At 50.4% G+C, this 26,968-nt stretch carries 25 protein-coding genes; 10 read left to right on the forward strand and 15 right to left on the reverse strand.

Annotated features, from left to right (window positions below; genetic code table 11):
* Nucleotides 1-40: 40 nt before the first annotated feature.
* Nucleotides 41-469 (reverse strand): protoporphyrinogen oxidase HemJ, encoded by a 429-nt coding sequence (hemJ, locus tag ACN0S4_RS12005; RefSeq protein ID WP_417657915.1) that lies wholly within the window; start codon nt 467-469, stop codon nt 41-43.
* Nucleotides 470-529: 60 nt separating this feature from the next.
* Between hemJ and ACN0S4_RS12010 the strand changes: the two genes are divergently transcribed.
* The 3 genes from ACN0S4_RS12010 (at nt 530) to pepQ (ending at nt 3,102) form a co-directional block, all read left to right on the forward strand.
* Nucleotides 530-1,303, forward strand: a complete 774-nt coding sequence (locus tag ACN0S4_RS12010; RefSeq protein WP_417657916.1) for a DUF6776 family protein — start codon at nt 530-532, stop codon at nt 1,301-1,303.
* A 52-nt stretch (nt 1,304-1,355) separates the two neighbouring features.
* Nucleotides 1,356-1,706 carry an iron-sulfur cluster insertion protein ErpA gene (gene erpA / locus ACN0S4_RS12015; protein ID WP_417657943.1) on the forward strand — a complete coding sequence of 117 codons (351 nt, stop codon included), beginning with the start codon at nt 1,356-1,358 and terminating at the stop codon, nt 1,704-1,706.
* A gap of 82 nt (nt 1,707-1,788) precedes the next feature.
* Entirely contained in the window at nt 1,789-3,102 is a 1,314-nt protein-coding gene (gene pepQ, locus ACN0S4_RS12020) for a Xaa-Pro dipeptidase (protein ID WP_417657917.1), read from the forward strand.
* Nucleotides 3,103-3,127: 25 nt separating this feature from the next.
* Here the strand turns inward: pepQ and ACN0S4_RS12025 are convergent, their stop codons facing one another.
* Complete coding sequence (locus tag ACN0S4_RS12025; protein ID WP_417657918.1) at nt 3,128-4,246, reverse strand: anhydro-N-acetylmuramic acid kinase; 1,119 nt, start codon at nt 4,244-4,246, stop codon at nt 3,128-3,130.
* A 4-nt stretch (nt 4,247-4,250) separates the two neighbouring features.
* Nucleotides 4,251-5,645: a peptidoglycan DD-metalloendopeptidase family protein gene (locus ACN0S4_RS12030; protein WP_417657919.1), complete on the reverse strand. Its 1,395-nt coding sequence runs from the start codon at nt 5,643-5,645 to the stop codon at nt 4,251-4,253.
* A gap of 143 nt (nt 5,646-5,788) precedes the next feature.
* Between ACN0S4_RS12030 and tyrS the strand changes: the two genes are divergently transcribed.
* Nucleotides 5,789-6,985: a tyrosine--tRNA ligase gene (gene tyrS, locus ACN0S4_RS12035; protein WP_417657944.1), complete on the forward strand. Its 1,197-nt coding sequence runs from the start codon at nt 5,789-5,791 to the stop codon at nt 6,983-6,985.
* A gap of 22 nt (nt 6,986-7,007) precedes the next feature.
* On the opposite strand, the gene ACN0S4_RS12040 is transcribed toward tyrS, so the two are convergent.
* The 6 genes from ACN0S4_RS12040 to ACN0S4_RS12065 are packed head-to-tail and all read right to left on the reverse strand — an operon-like array spanning nt 7,008 to nt 13,567.
* Nucleotides 7,008-7,841, reverse strand: a complete 834-nt coding sequence (locus ACN0S4_RS12040; RefSeq protein ID WP_417657920.1) for a symmetrical bis(5'-nucleosyl)-tetraphosphatase — start codon at nt 7,839-7,841, stop codon at nt 7,008-7,010.
* A gap of 9 nt (nt 7,842-7,850) precedes the next feature.
* Complete coding sequence (gene apaG / locus ACN0S4_RS12045) at nt 7,851-8,219, reverse strand: Co2+/Mg2+ efflux protein ApaG (RefSeq protein WP_417657921.1); 369 nt, start codon at nt 8,217-8,219, stop codon at nt 7,851-7,853.
* Nucleotides 8,200-9,012 (reverse strand): 16S rRNA (adenine(1518)-N(6)/adenine(1519)-N(6))-dimethyltransferase RsmA, encoded by an 813-nt coding sequence (gene rsmA, locus ACN0S4_RS12050; protein WP_417657922.1) that lies wholly within the window; start codon nt 9,010-9,012, stop codon nt 8,200-8,202. The genes apaG and rsmA overlap by 20 nt, the downstream gene beginning before the upstream one ends.
* On the reverse strand, nt 9,009-9,989 hold the full coding sequence (gene pdxA, locus ACN0S4_RS12055) for a 4-hydroxythreonine-4-phosphate dehydrogenase PdxA (protein WP_417657923.1): 981 nt from the start codon (nt 9,987-9,989) through the stop codon (nt 9,009-9,011). The genes rsmA and pdxA overlap by 4 nt, the downstream gene beginning before the upstream one ends.
* The gene (gene surA, locus ACN0S4_RS12060) at nt 9,986-11,269 is read right to left on the reverse strand and encodes a peptidylprolyl isomerase SurA (protein ID WP_417657924.1); all 1,284 of its coding nucleotides are present in this window, start codon (nt 11,267-11,269) and stop codon (nt 9,986-9,988) included. The genes pdxA and surA overlap by 4 nt, the downstream gene beginning before the upstream one ends.
* Before the next feature lie 9 nt (nt 11,270-11,278).
* Nucleotides 11,279-13,567 carry an LPS-assembly protein LptD gene (locus ACN0S4_RS12065; protein WP_417657925.1) on the reverse strand — a complete coding sequence of 763 codons (2,289 nt, stop codon included), beginning with the start codon at nt 13,565-13,567 and terminating at the stop codon, nt 11,279-11,281.
* An 83-nt stretch (nt 13,568-13,650) separates the two neighbouring features.
* Between ACN0S4_RS12065 and ACN0S4_RS12070 the strand changes: the two genes are divergently transcribed.
* Genes ACN0S4_RS12070 through djlA form a run of 3 tightly spaced genes read left to right on the forward strand, consistent with a single transcriptional unit; the run spans nt 13,651 to nt 16,120 of the window.
* Complete coding sequence (locus tag ACN0S4_RS12070) at nt 13,651-14,655, forward strand: aminoglycoside phosphotransferase family protein (protein ID WP_417657926.1); 1,005 nt, start codon at nt 13,651-13,653, stop codon at nt 14,653-14,655.
* Nucleotides 14,655-15,335: an N-acetylmuramate alpha-1-phosphate uridylyltransferase MurU gene (gene murU, locus ACN0S4_RS12075; protein WP_417657927.1), complete on the forward strand. Its 681-nt coding sequence runs from the start codon at nt 14,655-14,657 to the stop codon at nt 15,333-15,335. The genes ACN0S4_RS12070 and murU overlap by 1 nt, the downstream gene beginning before the upstream one ends.
* Complete coding sequence (djlA, locus tag ACN0S4_RS12080) at nt 15,332-16,120, forward strand: co-chaperone DjlA (RefSeq protein WP_417657928.1); 789 nt, start codon at nt 15,332-15,334, stop codon at nt 16,118-16,120. The genes murU and djlA overlap by 4 nt, the downstream gene beginning before the upstream one ends.
* On the opposite strand, the gene ACN0S4_RS12085 is transcribed toward djlA, so the two are convergent.
* Together ACN0S4_RS12085 and ACN0S4_RS12090 are read right to left on the reverse strand one after the other, a co-directional pair.
* On the reverse strand, nt 16,098-16,766 hold the full coding sequence (locus tag ACN0S4_RS12085; protein ID WP_417657929.1) for an RluA family pseudouridine synthase: 669 nt from the start codon (nt 16,764-16,766) through the stop codon (nt 16,098-16,100). The two genes, djlA and ACN0S4_RS12085, sit on opposite strands and share 23 nt — an antisense overlap.
* Nucleotides 16,763-19,513, reverse strand: a complete 2,751-nt coding sequence (locus tag ACN0S4_RS12090; protein WP_417657930.1) for an SNF2-related protein — start codon at nt 19,511-19,513, stop codon at nt 16,763-16,765. Before ACN0S4_RS12090 ends, ACN0S4_RS12085 begins: the two co-directional genes overlap by 4 nt.
* Before the next feature lie 206 nt (nt 19,514-19,719).
* On the opposite strand from ACN0S4_RS12090, the gene ACN0S4_RS12095 reads away from it, so the two are divergent.
* Nucleotides 19,720-21,105, forward strand: coding sequence for a PhoH family protein (locus ACN0S4_RS12095; RefSeq protein WP_417657931.1), 1,386 nt, complete (start codon nt 19,720-19,722; stop codon nt 21,103-21,105).
* Between the two features lie 10 nt (nt 21,106-21,115).
* Here the strand turns inward: ACN0S4_RS12095 and ruvX are convergent, their stop codons facing one another.
* From ruvX to rsmE, 4 genes are all read right to left on the reverse strand, one after another.
* Nucleotides 21,116-21,532, reverse strand: a complete 417-nt coding sequence (gene ruvX, locus ACN0S4_RS12100; RefSeq protein WP_417657932.1) for a Holliday junction resolvase RuvX — start codon at nt 21,530-21,532, stop codon at nt 21,116-21,118.
* A gap of 6 nt (nt 21,533-21,538) precedes the next feature.
* Nucleotides 21,539-22,096: a YqgE/AlgH family protein gene (locus ACN0S4_RS12105; protein WP_417657945.1), complete on the reverse strand. Its 558-nt coding sequence runs from the start codon at nt 22,094-22,096 to the stop codon at nt 21,539-21,541.
* A gap of 37 nt (nt 22,097-22,133) precedes the next feature.
* Nucleotides 22,134-23,075, reverse strand: a complete 942-nt coding sequence (gene gshB / locus ACN0S4_RS12110) for a glutathione synthase (protein ID WP_417657946.1) — start codon at nt 23,073-23,075, stop codon at nt 22,134-22,136.
* 106 nt (nt 23,076-23,181) lie between these two features.
* Nucleotides 23,182-23,919, reverse strand: a complete 738-nt coding sequence (gene rsmE / locus ACN0S4_RS12115; RefSeq protein ID WP_417657933.1) for a 16S rRNA (uracil(1498)-N(3))-methyltransferase — start codon at nt 23,917-23,919, stop codon at nt 23,182-23,184.
* Between the two features lie 135 nt (nt 23,920-24,054).
* Here rsmE and ACN0S4_RS12120 point away from each other — a divergent pair, with 135 nt between their 5' ends.
* Together ACN0S4_RS12120 and ACN0S4_RS12125 are read left to right on the forward strand one after the other, a co-directional pair.
* Nucleotides 24,055-25,896: a M1 family metallopeptidase gene (locus ACN0S4_RS12120; protein WP_417657934.1), complete on the forward strand. Its 1,842-nt coding sequence runs from the start codon at nt 24,055-24,057 to the stop codon at nt 25,894-25,896.
* Nucleotides 25,896-26,951, forward strand: coding sequence for an NAD(P)-dependent alcohol dehydrogenase (locus ACN0S4_RS12125; RefSeq protein WP_417657935.1), 1,056 nt, complete (start codon nt 25,896-25,898; stop codon nt 26,949-26,951). Before ACN0S4_RS12120 ends, ACN0S4_RS12125 begins: the two co-directional genes overlap by 1 nt.
* Nucleotides 26,952-26,968 lie beyond the last annotated feature (17 nt).

The raw sequence follows: 26,968 nt of genomic DNA on the forward strand, positions 1-26,968 counted from the left end.
GAAACACTGGAGCGCCATTTTAGCAGATTCTACAGCGCGCTTAAAACGGTTTGAGCACCGCGAGTAAAATGATTGCGAATAGCGCTAACACGGGCACCTCATTGAATACCCGATAGAATTTATGGCTGCGGCGATTGCGGTTATGCTTGAAGTCAGCCAATAGTTTAAAACAGTAGGCATGATAAGCGTAGAGTCCCGCGACCAGCACTAACTTGACTTGCATCCAACCGCTAGCTTGCAGCCACGCCATGCCGTAGGCGTGAATCAATAGCAACCCAAATACCAACGTCAGAATGGCAAAAGGTGTCACAAAATAGAGTAGTCGCCGCTCCATAACTTTAAGCTGAGCGTCAACGTCATTAGACTCGGTTTGTGCGTGATACACGAACAGACGCGGCAGATAAAATATACCGGCAAACCAAGCCACCATGAAAATGAGGTGTAAGGCTTTGAACCATAAGATTGCCATTCGTGTCGAATCCCATTAAGTTACGCAGCAAGCTAGCAGTGTAAGGGAAGCGAATTCACAATGAAAGCAAGCCGTAAAATTCCAGATTTGGCCACGCTCACGCGGCGCATGCAGTGGGTTGTGATTGCCGGTACCTTGGCTATCGGTGCGCTGGTAGGCTACCTCGCCGGGAACTGGCATGTCTTTGTGTTGCAGGACCAAGTGGCGCAGCTCGAAACGCAAGTGGATAGTCTGTATGAACGTGCCGAAGTGTTCGACTACCAACAACACATGGCGAGTGTCGAATTAGGTATTGAAAAAGCGGCAACGCAAAGCCTGCAGCAAGAATTGCTCTCAGCGCAGGATGAAAACTTTGCGCTGAGGCGCGAATTGACCTTCTATCAGAAAATTATGGCGCCAGAAATGGAAGCCAGTGGTGTTGTGATTGATTCCTTTGAGCTGCAACCGAATCGTACCGAAGGGCATTACCATTTCCGATTAGCCGTGGTGCAAATGGAGCGCCAACGCAGTTTGACCAAAGGCCGCGTATCGATTCGTTTGAGTGGTCGGTCTGAAGCGGGCGATGCGCAATCGTTTGATTTGCATGCGTTAGCCAATCTCACAGACTCCGAACAGCAATTCAGCATGCGCTATTTTACGGTCCAAGCCGGTGACTTTGTGCTGCCAGAGAACTTCCTGCCAGAGCGCATTGATGTTGAGGTGACCGTGTCTGGTGGCAGCAATCAACAACTGAGCAAGAGCTTTTATTGGAACCAGTTGTTGAAGCCTGCTGAGGGCGCACGTGAACTTTCACCACCTGTCAGTGAAGATGAACTCCCAGTGGACAATACTTGACCCTTTTACTCAGGTAAGCGAAAATAGGCACCGTCACTAAGAGGTACCAAAGATTATGACTGCAGCAGCACAAGCAATGCCCATTCAATTTACTGAAGCGGCAGCGAATAAAGTAAAAACTCTCATTGCCGATGAAGAGAACCCTGAATTGAAACTTCGGGTCTACGTCACCGGTGGCGGCTGCTCGGGCTTCCAGTATGGCTTCACGTTTGATGAAAAAGTGAATCCGGGTGACACTGAAATTGAAAAAAATGGCGTGATGCTTGTGGTTGATCCTATGAGTCTGCAATACCTTGTTGGCGGTATCGTCAGTTACGAAGAAGGTTTGCAAGGCGCACGCTTCTTTGTCGATAACCCGAATGCAACCACCACCTGCGGTTGTGGAGCGAGTTTCGCCGTCTAATCTTCCCGCTCGCAAAGGGTGAGTTCGCGTACCAGTTAAGGTAAGATGATCATCATCTTAGTCTAGCGATGCGAGGTCATTCATGAGTTCTTACGCACAGCATATTGCGACCGTTCAGGCGCGTTTCGATGCGGCACTTGCCGCAAGTGGTTTTGATTCAGCTCTTGTCTATGCTGGCCAACCTCGAGTCGCGTTTCTCGACGACAATCCAGCGCCCTACAAAGTAAACCCGTTGTTCAAATACTGGGTTCCGGTGATTCAAAGCCCGAAAAGTGCGGTTTACTACGAGCCTGGCTCAAAACCTATCGTATTCTTACATCAGCCGCGTGACTTCTGGCATGCCCATGTTGAAGTTCCACATGAAGAATGGCAAAACCATGTCGAATTAGTGGTCGTTGATGCACCAGAAAAAATCGCCAGTTACCTAGGCAGTAAGCTTGAGCGCGCAGCCTTTTTAGGTGAGAACTTTGCAGAGCCTGTGGCAAGCTGGAAAACAGCAGCTGTGAATCCACAAGCTTTGATCGATCATTTGCACTTTCACCGGGCTATCAAGACCAGTTGGGAAGTGGAAAACATGCGGCAGGCAAACGTGCTTGCAGCGACCGCTCATAATGCTGCGCGCGATGCTTTTTTTGCAGGCAAGAGCGAGTTGGAAATTCATGCAGCGTATTTGGCTGCTATCAACTTTCGTGAATCCGAAGTTCCTTACAACAGCATTGTCGCGTTGAATGAACATGGTGCGGTGTTGCATTACGACGTTTATCAAACTCAAGCACCGCAAGAATCCCGCTCATTTTTGATTGATGCTGGCGCGCTCTATCGTGGCTACTGTGCTGACATTACTCGAACTTATGCTCGGACAGACGGTTTTTTTGCTGATCTGATCAACGCTGTTGACCAAGCTCAACAAGATCTCTTGAGCGAAATTAAACCGGGTATCAATTACTACCAACTCCATGTGTCACAGCACCTCAAGATCGCGCAAATTCTGAGTGACTTTGAATTGGTCAAAGGCAGTGCTGAAAGCATTTATGAGCAAGGCTATAGCAGCCCATTCTTCCCGCACGGCTTAGGTCATTTTATTGGCTTGCAAGTGCATGATGTGGGTGGCCATCAGCGCAACGATCGCGGCGATATGTTTGATCGTGATCCGCGCCATCCTTTCTTACGCTTACTCCGCGACGTCGAGGTAGGACAGGTATTCACAATCGAGCCTGGCTTGTATGTGGTCGACCAATTGCTCGAAGACTTTGCTGGAAATAATGACTTTAACTGGCAGCGAATTGACGAGTTGCGTCCGTATGGTGGCGTGCGTATTGAGGATAGTATTGTCGTCGGTGAGAACGGTAACAACGAAAATCTTACCCGCGATGCATTCGCTCAAATCGAGTCTTAGTCGTTACGGAAAGCATTAGAAAGGATTAGAGTGCCGAGTAGAGTCCGCCCAGCACCGCGCTGCGGCGGGCTCCGGTTACTGCAGGTAAATTCCCCGGAATCTTTTCCAGATAGGCATGAGCCAACCACGCAAACGCAAAGGCTTCGAGGTGTTGCGGGTGCATGCCTAGCTCCGCAATAGATTGCACCTGACTGTCCGTTAGGTGCTGATGCAATGCCTCCACCAAAACCGGATTAAAGGCACCGCCTCCGGCAAGGAAGACTTGCTGCGGGCGAGCCGGTAACCAATGGGTCATGGCCTGCGCCACGGTGACCGCTGTCAGCTCCACGAGTGTCCGTTGTATGTCTGCTGGCGCATAAGTATCGAGATTTGCCACCCGTTGCTGCAACCACCCCAAATGGAAATAATCGCGCCCGGTGCTTTTCGGTGGTGGCTGTGAGAAAAACGGATCGGCTAGTAACCGTTCTAACACGTCAGCTAGTACAGTTCCTTGCTGAGCAAACGCACCGTCGACGTCGTAGGTTGTCGATGCATTCGGATGCTGCGCTTGCCACCAAAAATCGAGCAGTGTGTTGGCAGGGCCAGTATCAAAACCTAAGACGTCGGTCGCTTGACCTGGGAGCCAGGTTAGGTTGGCAATGCCTCCCAAATTGAGCACCACACGAGCCTCGTTCGGTTGTGCAAACAGTGTGTGATGCACGGCGGGTACTAACGGAGCCCCTTGGCCACCTAAGGCTATATCTTTGCGTCGAAAATCAGCGACGACATCAATACCTGTTAGTGCGGCTAGTGTATTGGGATCACCAATCTGCACGGTATAGGGTGTCGCGGCTTCGGGTGCATGACGAATAGTTTGGCCGTGACTACCGATAGCGCGGATGGAATCCATCGCGATATTGTTCTCAGCCAGAAAGGTGAGGACGCAGTCTGCGCAAAACTCGGCAAATTGGCGGTCAAGCTGTGCCACCAGATGCATCTCATTGGCTTGTGGACGAGTCAATGCGTCCAGTTGAACCGCAAGCTCGGCAGGTAAAGGAAAGTGTTGGTGAGCAAGTAATTCAGGTCGCGGAACAAACTCAGCAAGAACAATATCAAGGCCATCCATACTGGTGCCTGACATGAGTCCAAGATAACGCGCTGTCATCGTCTTAATTCATCGCGAGGAGAACGCGTTTGTTATCCTGCAGCAGCGCCATCCGTTGGTCCGCAATTTCTTTGAAGCGCGGCATTTCTGTTTTCGCCAAAGCTTCAGCTTGCGGGAGTTCGACCGTCCGCGGATTGCGGTGCACACCATCTACCAAAAACTCGTAATGCAAGTGCGCGCCAGTGACTCGACCCGTCGCACCAACTCGACCAATCAGATCGCCCTGGCGGACCCGTTGACCGTTTTTCACGAGGCGCTTACTGAGGTGTAAGTACTTGGTGACGTAGCGTTCGCCGTGCTGGATGAACACATAGTTACCATTGAGGTTGTTATAAGCACTGGCAATGACTTTACCGTCGCCAGAGGACATCACCGGCGTTCCCACATTGGCCGCATAATCAATGCCGTTGTGCGGGCGCACCTGACCGGTGACCGGGTGCATGCGACGTGGGTTGAAGCTGGAACTGATATACGTAAATTTCACCGGTGACCGTAGGAACGACTTACGCATCGCGCGACCGTCGGCCGTGTAGTAATCGCCATTGTCATGGAGTATGGCGACGAACGACTTACTACGATTCACAAATTCTGCGGCTAAAATGCGGCCATACCCGACAAAATCTCCGTCTGCGTAACGCTTCTCATAGAGCACGCTGAACTCATCACCCGAGCGAATATCGAGGGCGAAATCGATATCCCAACCGAACATATCGGCGAGTGCCATGATTTGGCTTTCGTTCATGCCTGCATCAATGGCTGCGTTCCAAAAATTCGACTTGATAGTTGCGTGCGCAAAGCTTTCGCGGACTTCTATCGACTTACTTTCCACTTCGCTGACATAACCCGCTGTGGTCTTGGTCATAATCAGCGTTTCGATAGGATTCAATTGGTAGGCAAGCTGCACTAAATCGCCCGCTTCGTTGCGCGCGAATCGGAGGGTGTCACCAGGATGAATCTTGCGCAGAGTCTTTTCACCCTGAGGGTCACGCGTTACTTGATAGAGTTGCTGTGGGGTTAAGCCCATGCGATCAAAGATCAGCGCTAAGCTATCCCCACTACGAACTTCGTAGCCGGTCCATTTAATATCGTTTAAAGTTGCTACAGGGTCAGGCACTAACTCAATGTCAGTCATCTCTGTTTCGGCGGGAGCCTCAGGTTTTGCCTCTGGCAACTTCAATTCCAACTGGTAACGTTGCCCGAGCATGAGCTCTTGGGTCGGAATCAGTGGGTCGGTTGTTTGTTTGGAGGCACTCGCAGGTTCTGTTGGAATAAACAGAAACAAAAGCGTGAACGAGCATACCGCGGCGAGCAACACTTGGTGTCGACGTGGTAATTGTTTCACCAGCGAAGTAGCGCGCCGCGCTGCTGTCGCTGCGAGTTGTCGAGGAACTGACTTCATACTATTCCATCTAGTTAGCGCACAAATTATCTTTTATTCTGACCGCAGAATAATACGAAGTGTGCTGATTTTCCAGTTGCTTTACCATACAATGCTGCGTTTACACCAAGATTCTGTAGGTCAGGAGAAACGAGACTATGACAATGGCAGTGGCGGATGCGTTCGCAGAGTTGGCGCGAGGCACGGAAGAAATACTTCTTGCCGATGAGCTAAAAGATAAACTTTCGAGCGGTAAACCATTGGTTATTAAGGCTGGTTTCGATCCAACTGCGCCTGATTTGCACCTCGGACATACCGTCCTTATCAATAAGATGAAGGCCTTTCAGGACTTCGGTCACAAGGTCATCTTCTTAATTGGTGATTTCACCGGCATGATTGGTGATCCGACTGGAAAAAATGTCACGCGCAAGCCACTGACGCGCGAAGATGTGCTGAAAAACGCACAAACCTACAAAGAACAAGTGTTCAAAATTCTCGATCCGGCCAAAACCGAAATTCGGTTTAATTCTGAGTGGATGACCGATCTTGGTGCCGCTGGAATGATCAAATTGGCGGCACAACAAACTGTCGCGCGGATGTTAGAGCGCGATGATTTCAAAAAGCGTTATGCAGGCGGTCAACCGATTGCCATTCATGAGTTCTTGTATCCGTTAGTACAAGGGTGGGACTCTGTTGCGTTGCAAGCTGACGTCGAGTTAGGCGGGACGGATCAGCGCTTCAATCTGTTGATGGGTCGTGAGCTGCAGAAAGACGAAGGCCAACGCCCACAAACCGTCATGATGATGCCATTGCTTGAAGGCCTCGATGGCGTGCAGAAGATGTCGAAGTCGCTGGGCAACTACATTGGCATTACTGAGCCTGCTAACGATATGTTTGGCAAGGTGATGTCGGTTTCTGATGAACTCATGTGGCGTTACTATGAGTTGTTGAGCTTCCGTCCATTAGACGAGATTGCTGGCTTCAAGCAGGCAATCGCGGCAGGTGCTAATCCTCGCGATTACAAAGTCTTGCTCGCCAAAGAGCTCATTGCGCGTTTCCATGATGAAGCGGCTGCGGATGCTGCCGAGCAAGACTTTATTCAGCGCTTCAGTAAAAATGCGATTCCAGATGAAATGCCGGAATTGACACTGTCGAGTGACGACGGCTCAATGGCTATCGCAAATCTCCTCAAAGCGGCAGATTTAGTGGCGTCGACCTCAGATGCGATGCGTATGATCAAACAAGGCGCAGTCAAAATTGATGGCGAGAAAGTGGATGATACGCGACTGCTCGTAGAAGCTGGTTCAACGGCGGTTTATCAGGTCGGTAAACGCAAGTTCGCGCGAATTACACTCGCGTAAGTTAGGCAAGTAACTGCTTATTTTAGGTCGTTTCGGGTGGCAATGCTGATTGCTGCTCGAAGCGTCGCTCCGGCCAGCGCATCAAGGTTAAGTGCTCACCCCAGACACACCCTGTGTCGAGACCAATCACATCATCACGCCCAGTTTCACCCATTAATGCCGCCCAATGACCAAAGATTAATGTTTGCTCAGTAACCGGCCAGAGTTCGAACCAAGGGATAAGATGTTCCGGCTTATCACCGGCACTGGGAGCCATCTTGGCTTTCAGGTCGAGCGCACCGTCGCTGGTACAAAACCGCATCCGGGTAAACGCGTTGATGATAAAACGATAGCGCTCGGAACCAGATAGGTCATCCTGCCAACAAGCCGGAGAGTTTCCGTACATGTCACTCAGAAAGACTTCTAACTCAGCCGCGCTGGCGCTTTTTAAGAGCTCTTCAACTTCGCGGGCGTATGTTGCTGCCTGAGCCGCTGTCCACCACGGGTAGATACCAGCATGACTCATAACACAGTCGTAATCTTGACGCAGCAGAGGTTGCCGACACAGCCATTCAATTAAAGCATCGCGATCGGCGACTGATTGGTCGAGGAGCAGGGCTAATTTATCTTTGGGATTGGCCTCTCGTTGACCAAGTAGAATGGCCAATAGGTTAAGGTCGTGATTGCCCAACGTCATTTTGAAACTGTTGCCGAGTTGGCGTACCAGTTGCCAACAACCGAGTGAATCTTGGCCGCGTGCCACCAAGTCACCCACACACCACAGTTCATCGTGGCGAGGATTAAAGCTGACGCGCTCTAGCAAGCTATCGAGCTCGGCTCGACAGCCCTGAACATCGCCTACCAGATACCTTGCCATGGCGCGACCTTAGTGCAGAATATTCGGAACAGCGAGTCGGAACGACGGGATTTCGACAATAAACTGATCGCCCGTATGAGTGACCATGCCGTAATGGCCATGCATCATGCCCAGCGGTGTCGCAATCACCGTTCCACTGGTATACGTGAAGCTCTCGCCAGCCGCAATTTTAGGCTGCTGACCTACCACGCCATCACCGGCTACTCGGGTAATTTTGTGATCAGCATCCGTAATTTGCCATGACCGATTCAGGAGTTGCACTGGGTGTTCACCATTATTCGTGATGGTGATGGTATAGGCGAAAACATACTGTCCTTCGGACGGCACGGATTGGGCGTTTAGATACTGCGTTTTGACGTCAATCTCGATGTGGTTCATTCTCAAAATACCAATTTGCAAGGCGACAAAAATCCGCTACTGAGAGCGTCTCGGGACGAGCATCAGGGTCGATATCCAGCGCTCGTAATTGGTCATCAGACATAATCGACTTTAAATTATTCCGGATGGTTTTCCGGCGTTGATTAAAGGCCATCAGACAAATGGTGTGCAGAGCTTTGCGATCATGCACAGGATACGGTGACTCTTTGTATGGAACTAAACGAACCACCGCAGATTCAACTTTCGGTGGTGGTGTAAATGCATCTGGTGGTACCAAGAGCACAAATTCAACGGCACACGCTTGTTGCACACTCACACTGATCCGGCCGTAAGCCTTACTGCCATGTTCTGCAGCAAGCCGCTCGACCACTTCTTTCTGCAGCATAAAATGCATGTCTTGAATGACTTCAAGATGCTCAAGCAGGTGAAAGATCAGCGGTGTGGAAATGTTATAAGGCAAGTTCCCGAATACTCGCAACGGTTGATCGTCACGAACGAACTGGCGGAAATCGGTTTTGAGGGCATCACCACGATGCACCGCTAACTTTTTCGATAAAAACGGATGACGCTCAAGTCGGTCCGCAAGGTCGCGGTCTAGCTCGACTACCGTAAGGTGGTCAATGCGTTCACAGACCGGCTCGGTCAGTGCCGCCAAGCCGGGACCAATCTCGATGAGATGCTCACCTGGCATGGGGTTGATGGCGTCCACAATATCGTTGATGACAAAAGTATCGTGGAGGAAGTTTTGACCAAAGCGCTTTCGTGCGCGGTGGCCTAAATGCGTTTTACTCATGCATTCACCATGGCTAGGGCAGTTTCTAGCGCAACTTGGGCGCTGCCAATGTCGATAGTCGATGTTCCGGCGCGATCCAATGCGGTGCCGTGGTCGACTGAGGTGCGCACGTAGGGTAATCCTAACGTGATATTTACTGCTTGTCCGAAGCCTTTGTATTTTAGCACCGGTAAACCTTGGTCATGATACATTGCCACAACCGCATCGGCATGGTCGATGTAATGCGGTTGAAAAACCGTGTCCGCAGGCCATGGACCGCTGGCATTCATTCCTTCAGTTTGCGCTTCTTGAATCGCTGGTTCAATGACCTCGATTTCTTCTCGACCCAAGTGCCCACTTTCACCTGCATGCGGATTTAAACCGCAGACGAGAAGACGTGGCTCGGCAATGCCAAATTTGTGTTTTAAGTCGTGGTGAACAATGCGCAACACCGACAAGACCTTCGTGTGCGTAATGGCCGCCGGAACCGCTAGCAATGGCAAATGGGTGGTTACCAGTGCGACACGAAGTCCAGCAGTGGCGAGCATCATGACCACTTGTGGGACGTCTGCTTGCTGTTGAAAAAATTCAGTGTGGCCGCTAAAAGCAATGCCAGCGTCATTGATGACGCCCTTGTGCACAGGACCGGTGACGACGGCATCAAATTCACCGGTGAGACAACCTGACCCAGCCCGGGTTAAGGTGGCAACCACATAAGCGCTATTCGCACTGTTCAATTGACCAGCTTGACAGGATACTGCCATGGTCTCGGGCGCAATAGTCAGCGTTCCAGCGGCTTGGGCTTGCGGTTGTTGGTGTGCTTGGTAGGGCAAAAGACGCAACGGCAACCCGAGGGTTGCCGCACGTGATTCAAGTAGAGCAGGGTCCGCAATCACCACCAATTCGCAAGGCCACGCTTGTTGTGCCAGCATGATGATGATGTCGGGGCCGATGCCTGCCGGTTCACCCGGCGTAAACGCAATCCGCGCTATTTTCATTCACCGACCTGTTCAATATAGGCTTGGTCGCGAATTTCCTGCTGCCAATTCTCAAGTTCTTCTTGGTACTTGCGACTGAACAACATTTGATACGCACGATTCTGTTGGCTGCGTTCTGTCGCATCCTGAGTGCGGCGATCCAGAACTTCAACAATATGCCAGCCGAATTCCGATTTAAACGGTGCGCTTATTTCACCCACAGGTGCCGTTTCGACGACCCGACGGAATGCATCGGCGAAAATATTTGGCTCGTTCCAACCCAAATTACCACCATCGGCAGCTGAACCTGGATCAGCTGAATGTTCGCGAGCCAAATCAGCAAAGGTCGCTTCACCATTCATGATTTGTTGGCGATAGCCTTGCAGCATTTCTTCAGCACGTTTATCGGAAAGAATAATCGACGGTTGAATCAAAATATGACGAGCATTCACTTCCTCAACTTCGACCGACTCGATACCACGGGTATCGGCAACTTTCAAAATGTGAAAACCCACGCCACTTTTCAAAGGGCCGACTAATTCGCCTTTGCGCTTGTCACGCACAACTTCAGCAAACAAAGTTGGCATCGCGTTAATGTTCATCCAGCCTAAATCACCCCCTTCTAGGGCGGTGCTGCCAGATGATGTAGTGATAGCTGCTTCAGCAAAGTCTGCACCGTTGCGCAGGCGCTCTAAGACTTGCTCAGCACGCTCACGGGCTTCTTGGGTTTCTGCACTGCTCGCACCATCGCGAACGCCAATCAGAATGTGACTGAGGCGATATTCGACCTCTTGCTCAGACATGTCGCTTATCATTTTGGTAAGGTTATTAATCTCTTGCGGTGATACATAGACACGTTGCTGTACTGCGTTCCGCTGCACTTGCCCTGTGATCATTTCGCGGCGAACTGATTCGCGATAGTTATCCCAACTCATACCGTCACTGGCAATTTGCTCGCGCATTTGATCGATAGTCACGCCGGAGTCTTGAGCAATGCTGTTCAGAGTTGCTTGCAATTGCGCGTCACTGACTTCAATACCCATCCGTCGCGCCATCTGCAGTTGCAGTTCACGTAGCACCAAACGATCAATGGCTTGCACCCGCAACACTTCATCAGCGGGCAAGCTCATATTCTCGCGTTGAGCATTTTGCTTCACCTGGGTCAGCATTTGTTGTACTTCACTCTCCAGTACCACACCGTCATTAACGATGACGGCGACTCGATCGAGCTCTTGTGCTGACGCGGTAACACTGGTGAAGCCGATAATGGCTGCGCACAGCAGAACATAAAGTTGTTTCATGAATACTACCTAGTTACTTAAATGGAAGGGGTGGCGATAGCCAAACAGGCTTTGCTCAAGCATATCGAGCAAACTCCGGTCATCGCTGCCGAGCCCTTTTATAATAAATTGTACACTAATTCCGTTGTCGAATTCCGGCGCGTTTGCAATCGGATCGATCAGCTGTTGTTCAACATTTCGATTGATTCGGCGATACGCACTGAAGCGAACTGCCCAACAACAATCGCTGTATTGTAATGCCAATAGGGCATCATTACTGCGCTTGTTTTGCAAATCGTAATACCAATTCGACGCCATTTGCCAACGTGGCGTTAACTCAACCACGGCTTGAAAACCAAGCTGTTCAATATTGTCATCGAGAATGTTGGTCACGTTACGATGACTGAACTGAACTAGATTCATATCATCTTTGCGATATTCCAGTGCAGTCTGACTCTTCTGAGTACGATTGAGTTCCATATCGTATTGAACTGCGCTATTAAAAAACCAACTATCACTCAAACGGAACCGTGTTTCGAGTGCGATATCCGAACGATTTGTCATCACGGCGCTGCTATCATCGAACAGCTGGGTGCGACTATCCTCAAAGTAATAAATTTGCGCCAAACTAATGCGTGCAAGTTCTCTTGCTTGCGCATCAAAGATACTGCTACTAGCACCTACGGTCACTTGGTTGGCATCTGCAATTCGGTCTAGACCGGTAAAGCGACGTGCGCGAAAGAGGCCGCGATAATCGTCTTGCATGATGGTGGAGTCATAAATGCCAATGCCAGTTTGATCGCGAAAGGGTACATACAAATATTGCACCTGAGGTTGCAGGGTTTGATGATAATCGGTGCCATTCCATTCAAAGTCACGTTCGAGGTTGAGGCGTCCACGCCACCGCACCGTCGGTAAACCGCGATCAGGATTTTCTTCTCGACCATCGAATGTGTTGGCTTGTTGATCGTAGCGCGTGTACGAATAACCGACTTCCGCTAGCCAGTCGTACGCGGGGCGTTCAACCGCAAACTTAACCTGTGGCTCAAGATGGATTCGGGTCGCATAGTCACTGCTGACGTCTTGGTTACGAAAATGGCTGAGTTCTGAGAACAGTGAGTATTCAAGCCCAATGTCATCAGTAAAAGTGTAGAAACTACTCGCTTGTGGCAGCGTTCGATAAGGTGAGCGGAAATTACCGAGTAGCTCGAAATCTTCTGCACGAATGGTCACTTGCCAATCATCGGTAAGGTAGTTGGCTTGCACTTGACGATACAATTGCGCATCCGCACGACCGGCAAAATCACTGCCAATGTCATTCAGATAATCGTCGTCACTCACTCCGATGGCATTCACATAAGAGCGCCACTGCTCGCTCCACTGTTGCTCGTGCTCGACCCGCCATAAAAAGCGCGAATTATCGGTGGGTAAGCTGTCGTCTTCATTCAAATATGCGAGGTTAAATTCACCGCCACCTTGCTGGCTTAAATAGCGATATTCACCCTGCAATTGCAAACCACGCTCTGCCATGTACCGCGGCGCAAGCGTTGCGTCCATATTGGGTGCAATATTGAAGTAATAAGGTATTTCAACCTCAAAGCCGTTTTTCTGTGATGAGCGAATGGTCGGGAATAGGAAACCTGACTTACGTTCATCGGTTACCGGGAAATTAAGATATGGAACCCATAAAACGGGCACACCAAACAACTCAAACTTTGCATTCCATGCCTCACCGAACGCTTCGTTTTCGCTAATCGCAATGGTTTCAGCACTCAATTGCCAAGCGGGCTCTTCTTCGGGGCACGTCGTAAAGGTCGAGCCTTCCAGCAGTACTTCGGCAGGAGAAATCGACAAAACATCTGCTCGGCCGCGCGCGCCTGCGCCACTCATTTGATAGCGAGCACCGCTCAAATAGGCACGGTTTTCACCGGAGTTGAGACGAAAGTTTTCACTTTGAACTTGCACATACCCATCGGTAAATTGGGTGGCGCCGCTGGCATTAATATTGCCCGTTTCTTGGTTTATTTGGGCATTTTCGGTGCGTAACTGCTGCGCGCCATAATGCACTTCAACATTACCGAAATACGAAGCCAGTTGCGTTTCTGAGTCAATGTCTGCGCCGTCTGCACGCACACCAATGGCTTCAGCAGGCAGATTCTCGAATGGTTGGATCGGTTGACTCAACAGTGGCGCTGGGATGGGGCACAAGCCAGTGTAGATAGCAGGAGCTGTTGTCTCTTGAGCTGCGACTGATCCGTATGCAGTGCTGGTTAATATCAGCACAGCCAGCCAGCTTCTCTCCTGCAACCTTCTACTCATTTGTGTGCGTATCCAGAGTTGTCCTTTCTTATGTGCAGGGTATGATAAAGCAATTTATTGTCTCCTGCCAGAAAGGATCGTGTGTGGAAAATCAACGTGAAATAGAGCTGCAAGCATGGAGTGAAGCGGTTACTGGACACAGTCAAGGACGCTTGCAACCGGTTTCAGGGGATGCCAGCTTTCGACGCTACTTTCGAACGCATGACGGCATGCGCAGTGTGGTTGCTGTCGATGCACCACCACCGCAAGAATCTTTGCAACCTTTTATGGCCATAGCAGAAGCTTATGCGGACGCTGGTGTGCAGGTGCCTGAGGTGATTGCAGCCAATGCCGAACATGGTTTTATGCTGCTAACCGACTTGGGCTCGACGCTGCTACTGAGCGAACTAACTGAAGCGAATGCCCCAGGCTACTACCGCAAAGCATTGGCTGCTTTGCCGGCTATCATGCAAGTCACTGAGACCAGTGAGGGCGCGTTACCACCTTATGATGAAGCACTCTTACGACGTGAACTTGGGTTATTCTACGACTGGTTATGTGAAAAGCATTTAAATTTGACGTTCAGTGATGCTGAGCGAGACTTGTGGGATGATTTTTGCACCAAAATGGTGCAAAACGCGCTAGATCAACCTCAAGTTGGCGTCCATCGTGACTTTCATGCTCGCAATATCATGGTGCTCCCCGAACAGCAGTTGGCTTATATCGATTTCCAAGACGCGGTCAAAGGCCCCATTACCTACGATGCAGTGAGTCTATTACGCGACTGCTACGTGCGTTGGCCGACTAAAATGGTGGATGAATTGATGCAGGACTTCCGCGTAACCTTACAGTCTAAGCACTTACTGTCGATGTCGGTATCGGAATCAGAGTGGCAACGTTGGTTTGATTGGATGGGACTGCAGCGTCACACCAAAGCGGCAGGCATTTTTGCGCGCTTGTATCATCGCGATGGTAAAAAAGGCTATTTGCAGGATATCCCGCGCACGGTCAGTTATCTGCATGATGTCGCAGCGCGGTATCCAGAATTGACCGAGTATCGATTGTGGTTGCAACAGCGAGTGATGCCAGCTTTGGCGGAGCATTCTTGATGCGCGCAATGATTCTGGCCGCTGGGCGTGGTCAACGCATGCGACCATTAACCGATGACCTGCCAAAACCCCTGTTGCGGGCTGGGCGACATAGTTTAATCGAATACCACCTTTTCAAACTGGCGCAAGTAGGTGTGCGCGAGGTGGTGGTGAATCATGCGTGGCTGGGCGACAAAATTGAGAAGTACCTCGGCGATGGTTCACGCTACGGAATCAAGATTCATTACTCCCCAGAGCCAGAAGGAGGCTTGGAAACCGCGGGTGGTATTATTCGGGCGTTACCGTTGTTAGGAACTGAGCCGTTTTGGGTGATCAACGGTGATATCTATACCGATTTAGATTTTCACGCGTTACCGCAACAACTGGCCAGCGGCATTGATGCGCATTTGCTGTTGGTTGATAATCCGCCGCATCATCCGCACGGCGATTTTGCCATTCACAACGGTCTGTTGGCGGAGAGTGAAGCTGCCCAAAAGTCGTATACCTTTAGTGGTGTCGGCTTATATCGGCCACAATTTTTTTCTAAATATGCAGCCGGAGAGGAACTTTTCCTGCCGTTGCGCCCCTTACTGAATGAAGCGATGCAGCAGCAACGTATCAGCGCCTCAGTTTTTTCACAGCGTTGGGTAGATGTGGGAACACCAGAACGTCTTGCCGAGCTGAATAAGGAGTTAGGATGATTGTCGGAAAGGTTCTGGGAACCTTGTTCGGTGCCATGGTTGGAAAACTATTTGGTGCCATTATTGGGTTTATGATTGGGCATTGGTTCGACACCTCGTTGCGCAGTGCCATGCGTTCGGGACCATCAGCTCAAGGTGCGCAACACTACACCACTACCTTGTTTGGGGTGTTAGGTCATTTGGCTAAGTCCAAAGGGCGTGTAACCGAGCAAGACATCGATTACGTGTCGGCATTAATGACTCGCCTACGGTTGCAAGGTGATGCGCAAAAGCGTGCCCAAGAGGCCTTCAGTGAAGGCAAAGCCAGTGACTATCCGCTGGAAGATAAAGTACGAGCATTGCGACGTCAGTTTGCTTGGCGTCGTGACTTGTTGCAGTTCTTTATGGAACAAGTGCTCATCATTGCCATGCATGATGGCACTGTGGAGCAGTCGGAGTACGAGGTGCTTCGGCGCGTCACAGCAACGCTTGGTTTCAGTCAACAGCAGTTGGATGCGTGGCTATCCATGGCACAAGCAGGACAGCGCTTTACCGGCGGTGGTCAAGCGGGTCGATCAGCCCCTAGTTCTGCTGAGCAATTGCGGAATGCCTATGCTGTGTTGGGCGTTAGTGATAATGCCAGTGCTGCCGAAGTGAAAAAGGCTTATCGGAAATTGATGGCGAAACATCATCCAGACAAATTGGCTGCGCAAGGTCTACCGATGGAAATGCGTGAATCTGCGCAAGCTAAAGCACAAGAAATTCAAGCTGCCTACGAGCTCATCAAAAAGGAACTGGAGCGTTAAAAGCTAACCAATCGTTTCGGATTGGATGATAAAAAGCCAGTGACTCGGCATGCAGAAGTAAGCGGTCACTTGCGTGGTAAGCCTCGTCATGCGCATAGAACTTGTCACCGAGAATAGGGTGGCCAAGCCACTGCATATGCACGCGAAGTTGATGTGAGCGGCCAGTGTAAGGTTCTAGCTCGACGTCGCTGTATGGCTTGCCGAGGGTCTTCGTCGAAGCGAGAATGCGGTAATTGGTTGTCGCTGGCTTGCCCAGCACAGGGTCAACCATTTGCCGCGGTCGGTTAGGCCAGTCGCAGCGCAGCGGGATAGTTACCGAACCCGATTCCGCAGGCAAATCTCCCCACACTCGCGCTCGATACGCCTTCTTCACCGAGCGCCGTTCAAATTGTCGTTGCAAGTGCGCTTGGGCAGGTTTGGTCAAAGCAAAGACCAACAGCCCTGATGTGGCCATATCCAGACGATGCACAATACGAATAGTCGGCAGTACGTAATGGAGTCTGGACCATAACGAATCATAATGTTCTTTCGCTTTGCCGGGCACGCTCAGCAATCCACTCGGCTTATTCACCACCACAATCGCATCATCCTGGTAGAGGATTTCTAAGTAAGGCGTTTGTGGTGGAGAATAGGCCACTAATGTCATGTGGGAATATTCACAATTACACGCGCAGTGTCGAGCTGCAGCAGTGGCTGCTGCAGTGCTGCCAGCAATTCGGTTTTACGTTTCACTACGGCATCAAGCTCGTCGTCACGAATCATCGGATTCCGTGTTTGGAGTTGCTGCAAACGAGCCAGCTGTTGGCTCAGCACCGTCTCAATGTGTTGTTGCGTTTTTTCAATCAGAGGTTGCTGCAGTGCTTCGGCTGGCGCTACGGCATTGACCATCGCTTGCTGTAACGCTGGGCGTAATTGTTTGATGATCATCCGTGCTTGCTTCTTATCCATAAACTGCAATTGCTTATCGAGCGAAGGTGCCGGGACTTTCTGGCTCAAGTCGCGGCCTTGGCTATCGAGCAGTACACGGATGGCTTGACGTGGATAGAACTCTTGTACTGCCAGTTCACGTGGCGCCACGGCGCGGCTACTGAAGGTAAGTTCTAAGAACCAAGTGCCCGCAGGTAGGGCGCGATTTTGTAGCATTGCAACACAAGTACTGCCAAATGCATCTTCGGTGAGGAGTTCGAGCGCTTGTTGAACATGGGGGTGATCCCAGCTCAGCAAAATGACGTCTTCGTGCGCCAACGCATAGTTCCGCGAGAAGGTTACCGTGATGCCTTCTTCAGGCAAGTCGGCAAGCGGTGTGCGCAATTGATCGGTGGGACGCAACCAACCGCTGTCGGCATTGAGTTCATCGTAATCCACACCGAATCGCGCCCAAAACTCTTGCATGAATGCTTCTAACTGGTTGTCCTCGGTGAAGGTTTCAATTCGCTCCACAAGCGCTTGCGCAAGCTGTGGTCGAAACGCGTTGAGCTCTTGTAACCGATCACGACCCTGTGCGACTTCAGCACGTAATGCTTCTGCTTTATCTTCCGTTGCCAATGCTAATTGCTCAACCGCCATCGCATCGAGAGGCTGTTGTTCGGTTAGCTCACGAACCGATTCTACAAAGGTTTCATACAGCGCATCACCTACTGCATTCGGTGCAGTAAACGCGTTCATGGCGTCGTACCAACGGAACCACACTTCGCTGGCACCATCCATCACATAAGGCACATGCACTTGAACAGGATGTTGTTGACCAATGCGGTCCAAGCGTCCGATGCGTTGTTCCAACAAATCCGGGTGCTCCGGTAAATCAAATAGAATCAAATGATGTGCGAATTGGAAATTACGGCCTTCACTACCAATCTCCGAACAGATTAACAACTGACAACCGTCCTCTGGACTGGCAAAAAATGCGGCGGCGCGGTCACGCTCAAGCACACTGAGGCCTTCATGGAAGACCGCGGCATGCAATCCAAACCGAATCCGCAACTGCTCAGCCAGATCCAGTGCTCCGGCGGTACTTTTACAAATCAGAATAAACTTATCCGGCCGATGTTGTTTCAGCAGTTGCTGCAACCAGTCAATTGCTGCCGCTTCGTCGTCCAACTCATGTGGAACCAGATGACGCTCAGGAAAACCACCGACATGAGCACGCGCGTTGCGGAACATCACACGACCAGTGCCATGCATATCCAGCAACTCATCCAGTAACGCCTGGCGACTCGCAGGGTCAGACAATACATCCGTTGACAGTGAACGTTGCAGAAACTCCGCGAGCGCGTCAGTTTGTGTCGCGTTTAGTGGGTTGGTGTCACCCGCAGCGTCTGCAAGCGCACCAACGAGCGGTGCTAATTCATGATAGCGTTGCTGCTCGGCAACAAAGGCCTGGTGGTCGTAAAAGCGCTCTGGATCCAGCAATTGCAACCGCGCAAAATGCGCTTCAGCACCAGCTTGCTCTGGGGTCGCTGTGAGCAGCAGAACCCCAGCGGTTACTTGGCAAAGTTCGCGCATCAACGCAAATTGCGGCTGTTCTGGGTGTAATTGATGCGCTTCATCAAACACCAACAAATCCCAGTTTACTGCGGTCAGTTGAGGCCCCCAGGTGGGGTGCCGTAATAAGGACTGCGGAATGAGGACCAATTGTTCAGAGGCAAAGACATCGCCACCATCCAGAGCAGCTTGTTCGCAGCGTTCTTCGTCAAAAAGGCTAAAGCGCAATGCAAACCGGCGTTGCAGTTCGATGATCCACTGATGCGTCAGGGAGTCTGGCACAATCACAATGATTCGTTGGGAGCGACCACTTAATAAACGGCGCTGCATAATATAGCCCGCTTCAATGGTCTTCCCGAGTCCCACTTCATCAGCAAGCATCACCCGTGGCTGATAGCGATCAGCCAATTGGTTCGCAATATACAATTGGTGCGGGAGTAGATTCACTCTGGCACCCAATAAACCCGCTACTTGTGATTGCTGCCAAGCCTGCAAATGCTGCTGCGCTTGTTGCCGCAACCGATACATATCCAAGCGATCGGTTTTACCTGCCAGCAGGCGGGTCATCGGGTGATTCACCGCAACCTGAGCAGACAACTGAGGTTCAGGGACTCGCACAGACTCTTGAGTGTCTTCGCGCACACCAATATAGGTATTGATGCCATGTTGCTGAGTCACTTCGATAACACGAAAGTACCAGCCGTCAGCATGCTGGCCTTGTTCATCGGCAAGCAACTGGTAGCGAGCCAGTGGCGCTTCCGCAGCAGCGTAGTGGCGCACCTCATCCGTAGCGGGAAATAAGATCGTCAGCATGCGCCCAGACACTTGGGTAATGAGGCCCAAGCCTTGTTCAGTCTCGGTTTCGCTTAACCATCGTTGGCCCACCGAATACGGGGTTGCTGTATCGCTCATTAACTTACCTTTTGCTGCTGTCGAATAAATTCAGGGCGCGCATGATACCAAAAAGCTAGCGAGAAAAACGAGGTCACGAACTGTGGTCTAAAAATTTTGCAAAAAAACTTAAATCTTCACACCTTTTTCATAAAATCTGCGCTAGTCTTAATTGTGTAAGGCACGTGAAAATAATTATAGAAGAACACTGCTGCTTGAGGTTACGCATGACAGAAAAACACTCCAAGTACTATCTGCTCGACACGAATATCCTCCTTCACGAACCGCTCGCTTTCCTGAATTTCGAAGAACACAACGTCATCATACCCATGGTTGTCTTGGAAGAACTCGACAACATCAAAGACCGCAATAAAGATGTCAGTCGCGAAGCTCGAGTCGCCATTCGTTCACTGGAGGATGCGCTAAAAGATGCCACTCCAGAACAAATTCTTGAAGGTGTGCCGTTAAGTAACATGCAGGGTGCCCATCACGCGCAGGGTACGCTGGCTATCTTCCCAGATTACGCCCTGAAGCAAACCGAAGCGGTGCTCAATTTATCCGAGAACGACCACCGCATTATTCAGTCGGCATTGGAACTACAGAAGAAATTTAAAGACAGCAAAGTAGTGTTGGTCACTAAAGACATCAACATGCGGTTGAAGGCGAAGGGGGCTGGGGTCAAGTATGTTGAAGATTACCGTACTGACCAGCTGATTGACGATATTCGCTATTTGTCGAAAGGTTTTGTCGAAATTGAGGGTGATTTTTGGGCCAAAGTAGGCGATGTCGAGAGCGCGCAGGAAGGCCGTGAGACCTTTCATGAGGTCGACCGAACGATTCTCCCCAGCGCATTTCGCAATCAGTATGTGATTGATGAAAGCGAAACCTTTGCCGCCAAAGTCGTTTCTTATGACAACGAAGTTGTGCGCTTACATGACCTCGGCTATGACCGTATGATGTCTTACAAAGCCTGGGGCATTCAGCCGAAGAATATCTATCAAGCCATGGCGATGAATGCACTGTTGGATCCCACCATTGATTTGGTTATTTTGACCGGACCTGCGGGTAGTGGGAAAACGTTGCTGGCACTCGCTGCAGCCCTAGAAATGGTGGTGGAGCAAGGTATTTATGAAAAGATCATTGTCACGCGGAACACGCCGGAGATTGCCGAATCGATTGGTTACTTGCCCGGCACTGAAGAGGAGAAGATGGCGCCTTGGTTAGCGGCCATCACCGACTCCCTAGAAGTATTGCATAAACATGATGAAAGCATGGAGTCGAGCATGAATTACATCATGAACAAAGCGAACATCCAGCTGAAGTCACTGAACTTTATGCGCGGCCGCAGTATTCAGAATGCCATCGTCATTTTGGATGAGTCGCAGAACTTAACAGCGTCACAGCTGAAGACGATTATTACCCGCTGCGGTACTGGAACCAAAATCATCTGCTCCGGTAACCTCGCGCAAATCGACAGTTACTATTTAACGGCAGTCACCTCGGGTTTGACCTACATTGTTGAGCGCTTCAAGGACTATCCAGGCAGTGCGACTGTGAATCTCAATGGTGTGGTGCGTAGTAATCTGGCCCAATATGCGGAAGAAAATCTCTAGAGCTGCCTACCTAAGATTCAGCAGAGGATAGGTAATCTTGCAGGATAAGTTGGGCAGCGGCGCTGTCCACCTTACCTTTACTCAACTGTTTATAGCCGCCGCTGGCAAACAACTCCTCGCGCGCCGCAACAGTGGTGAGTCGTTCATCTTGTAAATCAACAGGCAAACCAAAGCGGCCGTGAAGCCGATTCGCAAACTTGCGTGCGAGATCAGTCAACGGCTGCTCAGTTCCATCCATGTTTAGCGGTAAACCGACCACCAATCGCTGGGGTTGCCATTCGTGGAAAATCTTTTCGACAGCAGACCATTCGGGTTGACCATCTTTGGCACGTAAAGCTGCTAAAGGCTGCGCGCTGCCAGTGATGGTTTGTCCCACAGCAACACCAATGCTATGAGTCCCGAAATCAAATCCTATAATGACACTCATCTGTTTTTAAGCATGCCCAACATCGGGTCCTAGTTGCCAAACATCAATACCGAGCCGTGCCGCGGCTTTTTGCCAGCGCTCACGAACCGGGGTATTAAACAAAATATCCGGATCGGCTGGAATGGTTAACCAACTATTCTCCGCCAATTCCTGCTCTAATTGTCCAGCATCCCAACCGGCGTAACCGAGGGTCAGAATAAATTTTTCGGGAGGCGTACCTTGCCCCATCGACTCAAGAATGTCTTTTGAGGTGGTGATCATGAAATCATCACTGAGTCGGAGTGAGCTGCGCCAATGGTCTACCGGTGCATGCAAGACAAAGCCGCGGTCACGAGCCAACGGACCTCCGGCATACACGGGAAGATCCAGCGTTTTCGAGGCGTCCGGCACAACAATTTCAAGTTGCTTGAGGAGGCCACCGACGGTGAGGTCGACGGGTTGATTCACCACTAAACCCATCGCGCCATCTTCGTTGTGCTCACAAATATAGGTGACCGAACGTTGAAAAAACGGGTCATCCAAAGTGGGCATCGCAATCAAAAAGTGATTCTGTAGGCTCGACAGTGTTTCCATAGGTTCAATTACAACTCTTTAGTCTGTGTTAGCGCAAAGCTTCAATGGCTTCGAACAGCTTGGCGGCAATATTAATATCGTAGGCGCCTTCAATTTCACGCATGCAGGTTGGGCTGGTAACGTTAATTTCAGTAATGCGATCACCAATCACATCCAATCCGACAAGTAGTAAACCACGTCGTTTCAGTTCCGGACCTACTGCGCGGGCCAACGCCCAGTCGCTCTCGCTTAAAGGCTGTGGCCGGCCACTACCGCCGGCGGCCAAGTTACCACGCGTTTCACCAGCCGAGGGAACGCGAGCTAAGGAATATGGCATCGCCTCACCGTTGATAATCAGAATACGCTTATCGCCATCTTTAATTTCTGGCATGTAACGCTGCACCATACAATAGCGATTACCGTGGTCGGTCAAGGTTTCGATAATCACACCAAGGTTTTGACCATCGTTGCCGACGCGGAAAATTGAGGCGCCACCCATACCATCCAGCGGCTTGAGGATAATATCTTTGTGTTCCTGATGGAACGCCCGAATCTGCTCCGCGCGCCGCGTGACAATAGTTGGTGGCGTGTGCTCGGAAAACCACGCGGTAAATAGTTTTTCATTACAATCACGCAAGCTTTGCGGCTTGTTCACGACCAAAGTGCCGCGTTGCTCAGCCAGTTCGAGCATATAAGTAGCATAGACATACTCAGTGTCGAACGGTGGATCTTTACGCATCATGATGACGTCAAAGTCAGCCAACGAACAATCTATGGTGTCACCAAACTGATAGAAGTTCTCAGCTTGATCTTTCACGGTAACAGGCTTGGCGCGAGCCATAGGTTCACCGAGGACAATCGATAGGTCCTGCATTTCGAGGTAAAAAACTTCGTAGCCACGCGCCTGCGCTTCCAGCAGCAGTCGAAAGCTAGTGTCTTTGTACGTTTTGACACTGGCCATGGGGTCCATAATCATCGCTAACTTCATAATCACCTCATCGAACAAATTAGAGTGAATAGTGAATGGTGAACAGTGAAACGAAACTCCACCGGTGGGCCTTCTGTTCACTGTTCACCGTTGACTATTCACCAGTCTTTTAGGCTAAGTCGCCGAACTGGTACTGCAGTACGCTCAGTGCTGCTAATGCTGCGGTTTCCGTGCGCAACACCCGTGGTCCCAGCTTGACTGGAATAAACTCATGTGCGGCGGTGAGCGCAACTTCGTCTTCAGTAAAGCCGCCTTCGGGGCCAATCACCAGCTGTACTTTTTGATCAACCAATTCCATTTCTCGCAACGCTCGCTGAGCATAAGGATCTAACGTCAAGCGTAATGCTGGTTCCAAGTCCGCAAACCAAGTCGCTAGCGTCACTGGATGATGCACGATAGGTACACGGGTGCGCCCTGATTGCTCGCAGGCGGCAATGACGATTTTCTGCCATTGCTGCACTTTTTTCTCGAGCCGTTCACCACTTAATTTGACGCCACAGCGCTCGGTAAACAAGGGGGTAATGCTGGATACACCCAGTTCTACCGATTTCTGCAGCACAAAGTCCATCCGATCCCCTCGTGAGATCGCTTGACCGAGATGCACAGCAACCGGTGATTCATTCGCAACCAACTGCTGGTCAGTGACTTCAACGGTGACCGATTTTTTCGTCACGGTCGTAATGACTGCAGAATATAAATGGCCGTCGCCGGTAAATAATTGCAGCGCGTCGCCGACTTGCATGCGCAGAACTCGACCAACATGGTTGGCAGCATCATCAGACAGCGTATACTGAGTCGCAATAGTCAGTGGCTGTTCGGCTGGATGATAAATTCGCGGAATTCGCATGCTCGTTCTTTCAGTCGGTCATTGGTTAACTGCATAGTAACATCACCTGAGTCTGCCGTGCTAATAGCCAATCGTTAAAAGCTAGTCACTTATCGTATTTATAAAATCGTCACTTACATGAGGAGATACAGGTCGATGTCGAGACTCTTATTATTGTCGAGCATTGTTGTCAGCGGATTGACAGTGAGTGCCAGCGTTCAGGCGGAAGATCAACACAGCTTTGCTGAACTGGATCGCGTGAGTACCCCGCACTTAGAACTCGATTTAACCGTGAACTTTGCCGAAAAACAGTTGGAAGGAACCGCGACCTATCAATTGGCTCGCCATGCCGACGCAAACACTTTGGTGTTGGATACGAGTGACCTGACGATTCAGAAAACCGAGCTGTGGCTCAATGGGCAGTGGCAAGAAACTGCACACACGCTGGCGGAACCGTTCGAAAGTTTGGGGCAGAAGTTGACCATTGATGTTGGCGCGGATAGCACAAAGGTGCGTATTCATTATGAAACTGCACCCACAGCGAGCGGGCTGCAGTGGTTGACGCCAGAACAGACCGCAGGGAAAAAACATCCCTTTATGTTCAGCCAATCACAACCGATTCATGCACGTAGTTGGATCCCGATTCAAGATACGCCAGCGCTACGACTTACTTACGACGCAACCATTCGCACACCGGATCAATTACGCGCGGTCATGAGTGCCAACAACGCGCTGACCGCCGACCGCACGGATACCTATGAGTTGTCCATGCCACAACCGATTCCGCCGTACCTCATTGCCATTGCGGTCGGTGACCTCGAAGTCAAAGCCATCAGTGACAATGTAGCTGTCTTCGCCGAATCGTATATTATTGATGATGCTGCGTGGGAATGGGCGGATACGCCCAAAATGATTGAAGTGACCGAGGCCATGTACGGTCCGTATCGTTGGGATCGTTATGACCTCTTAGTACTGCCACCGAGCTTTCCTTTCGGCGGCATGGAGAATCCGCGCTTGAGCTTCATTACGCCAACTGTGGTATCCGGTGATCGCAGCCTGATTAATTTGATTGCGCACGAGCTGGCGCATTCTTGGTCCGGCAACTTAGTCACCAATGCCAGCTGGCGCGATTTGTGGATCAACGAAGGCTTCACCAGTTACGTTGAAAACCGCATCATGGAAGCTATTTACGGCGAGCGTCGCGCGCAAATGGAACTGGCGCTGGGCTATCAAGACTTGCTGGGTGATCTCGAAACGTTGGCACCTGCAGATACTGTCATGAATATCGATCTAGGCACTCGCCATCCAGACGACGTATTCTCGCAAATCCCGTATGTGAAAGGACAATTGTTCCTCGTGTATTTGGAGGAGAAGTTTGGTCGTGAGGTGTTTGATGCATTCCTAAGAGACTACTTTGATGCGTTTGCGTTTCAAAGCATCTCCACCGAACAATTCAAAAACTATTTGCAGCAAAACTTGCTCGCGAAGAATCCTGGCGTGGTGAGTATGGCTAAAGTCGAAGAGTGGATTCATGGTCAAGGCCTGCCGGAGGATGCACCGAGCCCGACTTCTGATGCGTTTGAACAAGCCGAGAAGCAAATGATGGTGTGGTTGAAAGGCGGTCAGCTCCAAACCGCTGAGTGGACAACCCATGAATGGCTGCACTTTATCAATAATTTGCCACTCGATATTTCGGCCGTGAATTTAGCGAGACTGGATCGCGAATATAATCTCACCAACAGCGAAAATGCAGAAATTGCGCACGCTTGGTTAAAGCTGTCTATCATTAAAAAATATGAACCAGCGCGAGAGCGTTTGCGTAGCTACCTGTTATCCATTGGTCGGAATAAGTTAGTGGCGCCTCTGTATCGCGAGTTGGCTCGTACTCCAGATAATCTGAAATGGGCTCGCGAAGTCTATCAAGAGGCACGCTCTGGCTATCACCCACTGACCCAATCGGTCAATGAAGCAATTTTATATCAAGAAGGGGATGAATAATGGCAAAAGCAATTGGATACGCCGCTCAAGCAGCAGACAAGCCGTTGAGTTATTTTGAGTTTGAACGTCGTGAGCCTAAGGCTGATGATGTTGAAATCGAGATTGCTTATTGTGGTGTGTGTCACTCTGACTTACATCAAGCTCGCGATGAGTGGGGCGGTACCGTCTTCCCTTGTCTACCTGGTCATGAAATTGTCGGCACGGTTACGCGTGTTGGTAACGACGTCACGAAATACAAAGTTGGCGACAAAGTCGGTGTGGGCTGTATGGTTGATTCATGCGGTACCTGTATCAGCTGTGAGCAAGGCCATGAACAATATTGTGAAAATGGCTTCGTAGCCACGTACAACGGCGAAGACAAGCATTTGGGTGGTGCCACTTATGGCGGCTACTCAAACCGTGTTGTCGTGCGCGAAGATTTCGTACTGAAAATTGCTGATGATCAAGATCTCGCGGCAGTATCTCCGCTGTTATGTGCGGGTATCACTACCTATTCACCACTGCATCATTGGGGCGTCACCAAAGGTCACAAAGTTGGTGTGGTTGGGCTCGGCGGATTGGGTCACATGGCAGTGAAAATTGCCAAAGCTATGGGTGCTGAAGTGGTATTATTTACCACATCGCCTGGCAAAGTTGATGATGCGAAACGCCTCGGTGCGGACCATGTCGTTATTTCAAAAGATGAAGACCAAATGAAGGCATGGCGCAATCGCTTAGACTTCATATTGAATACCGTAGCGGCACCACATGATCTTGATGCGTACATGGAATTATTGCGCTTAGACGGCACTATGACTCTGGTTGGTGTGCCGGCGTCGCCACATCCATCACCGAGTGTTGCGAACCTCATTTTCAAACGTCGGTCACTGGCTGGCTCATTGATTGGTGGTATTCGCGAAACGCAGGACATGTTGGACTTCTGTGCCAAGCATAACATCACGTCTGATATCGAAATGATTGATATCGATGAAATTAATGACGCTTATGAGCGGATGCTGAAAAGTGATGTGAAGTATCGATTTGTGATTGATATGAAATCACTGAAACAGCAATAAAGACTTTTAGACGTCTA

Source organism: Pseudidiomarina aestuarii (assembly GCF_048263735.1).
Taxonomy (GTDB): Bacteria; Pseudomonadota; Gammaproteobacteria; order Enterobacterales; family Alteromonadaceae; genus Pseudidiomarina; species Pseudidiomarina aestuarii_B.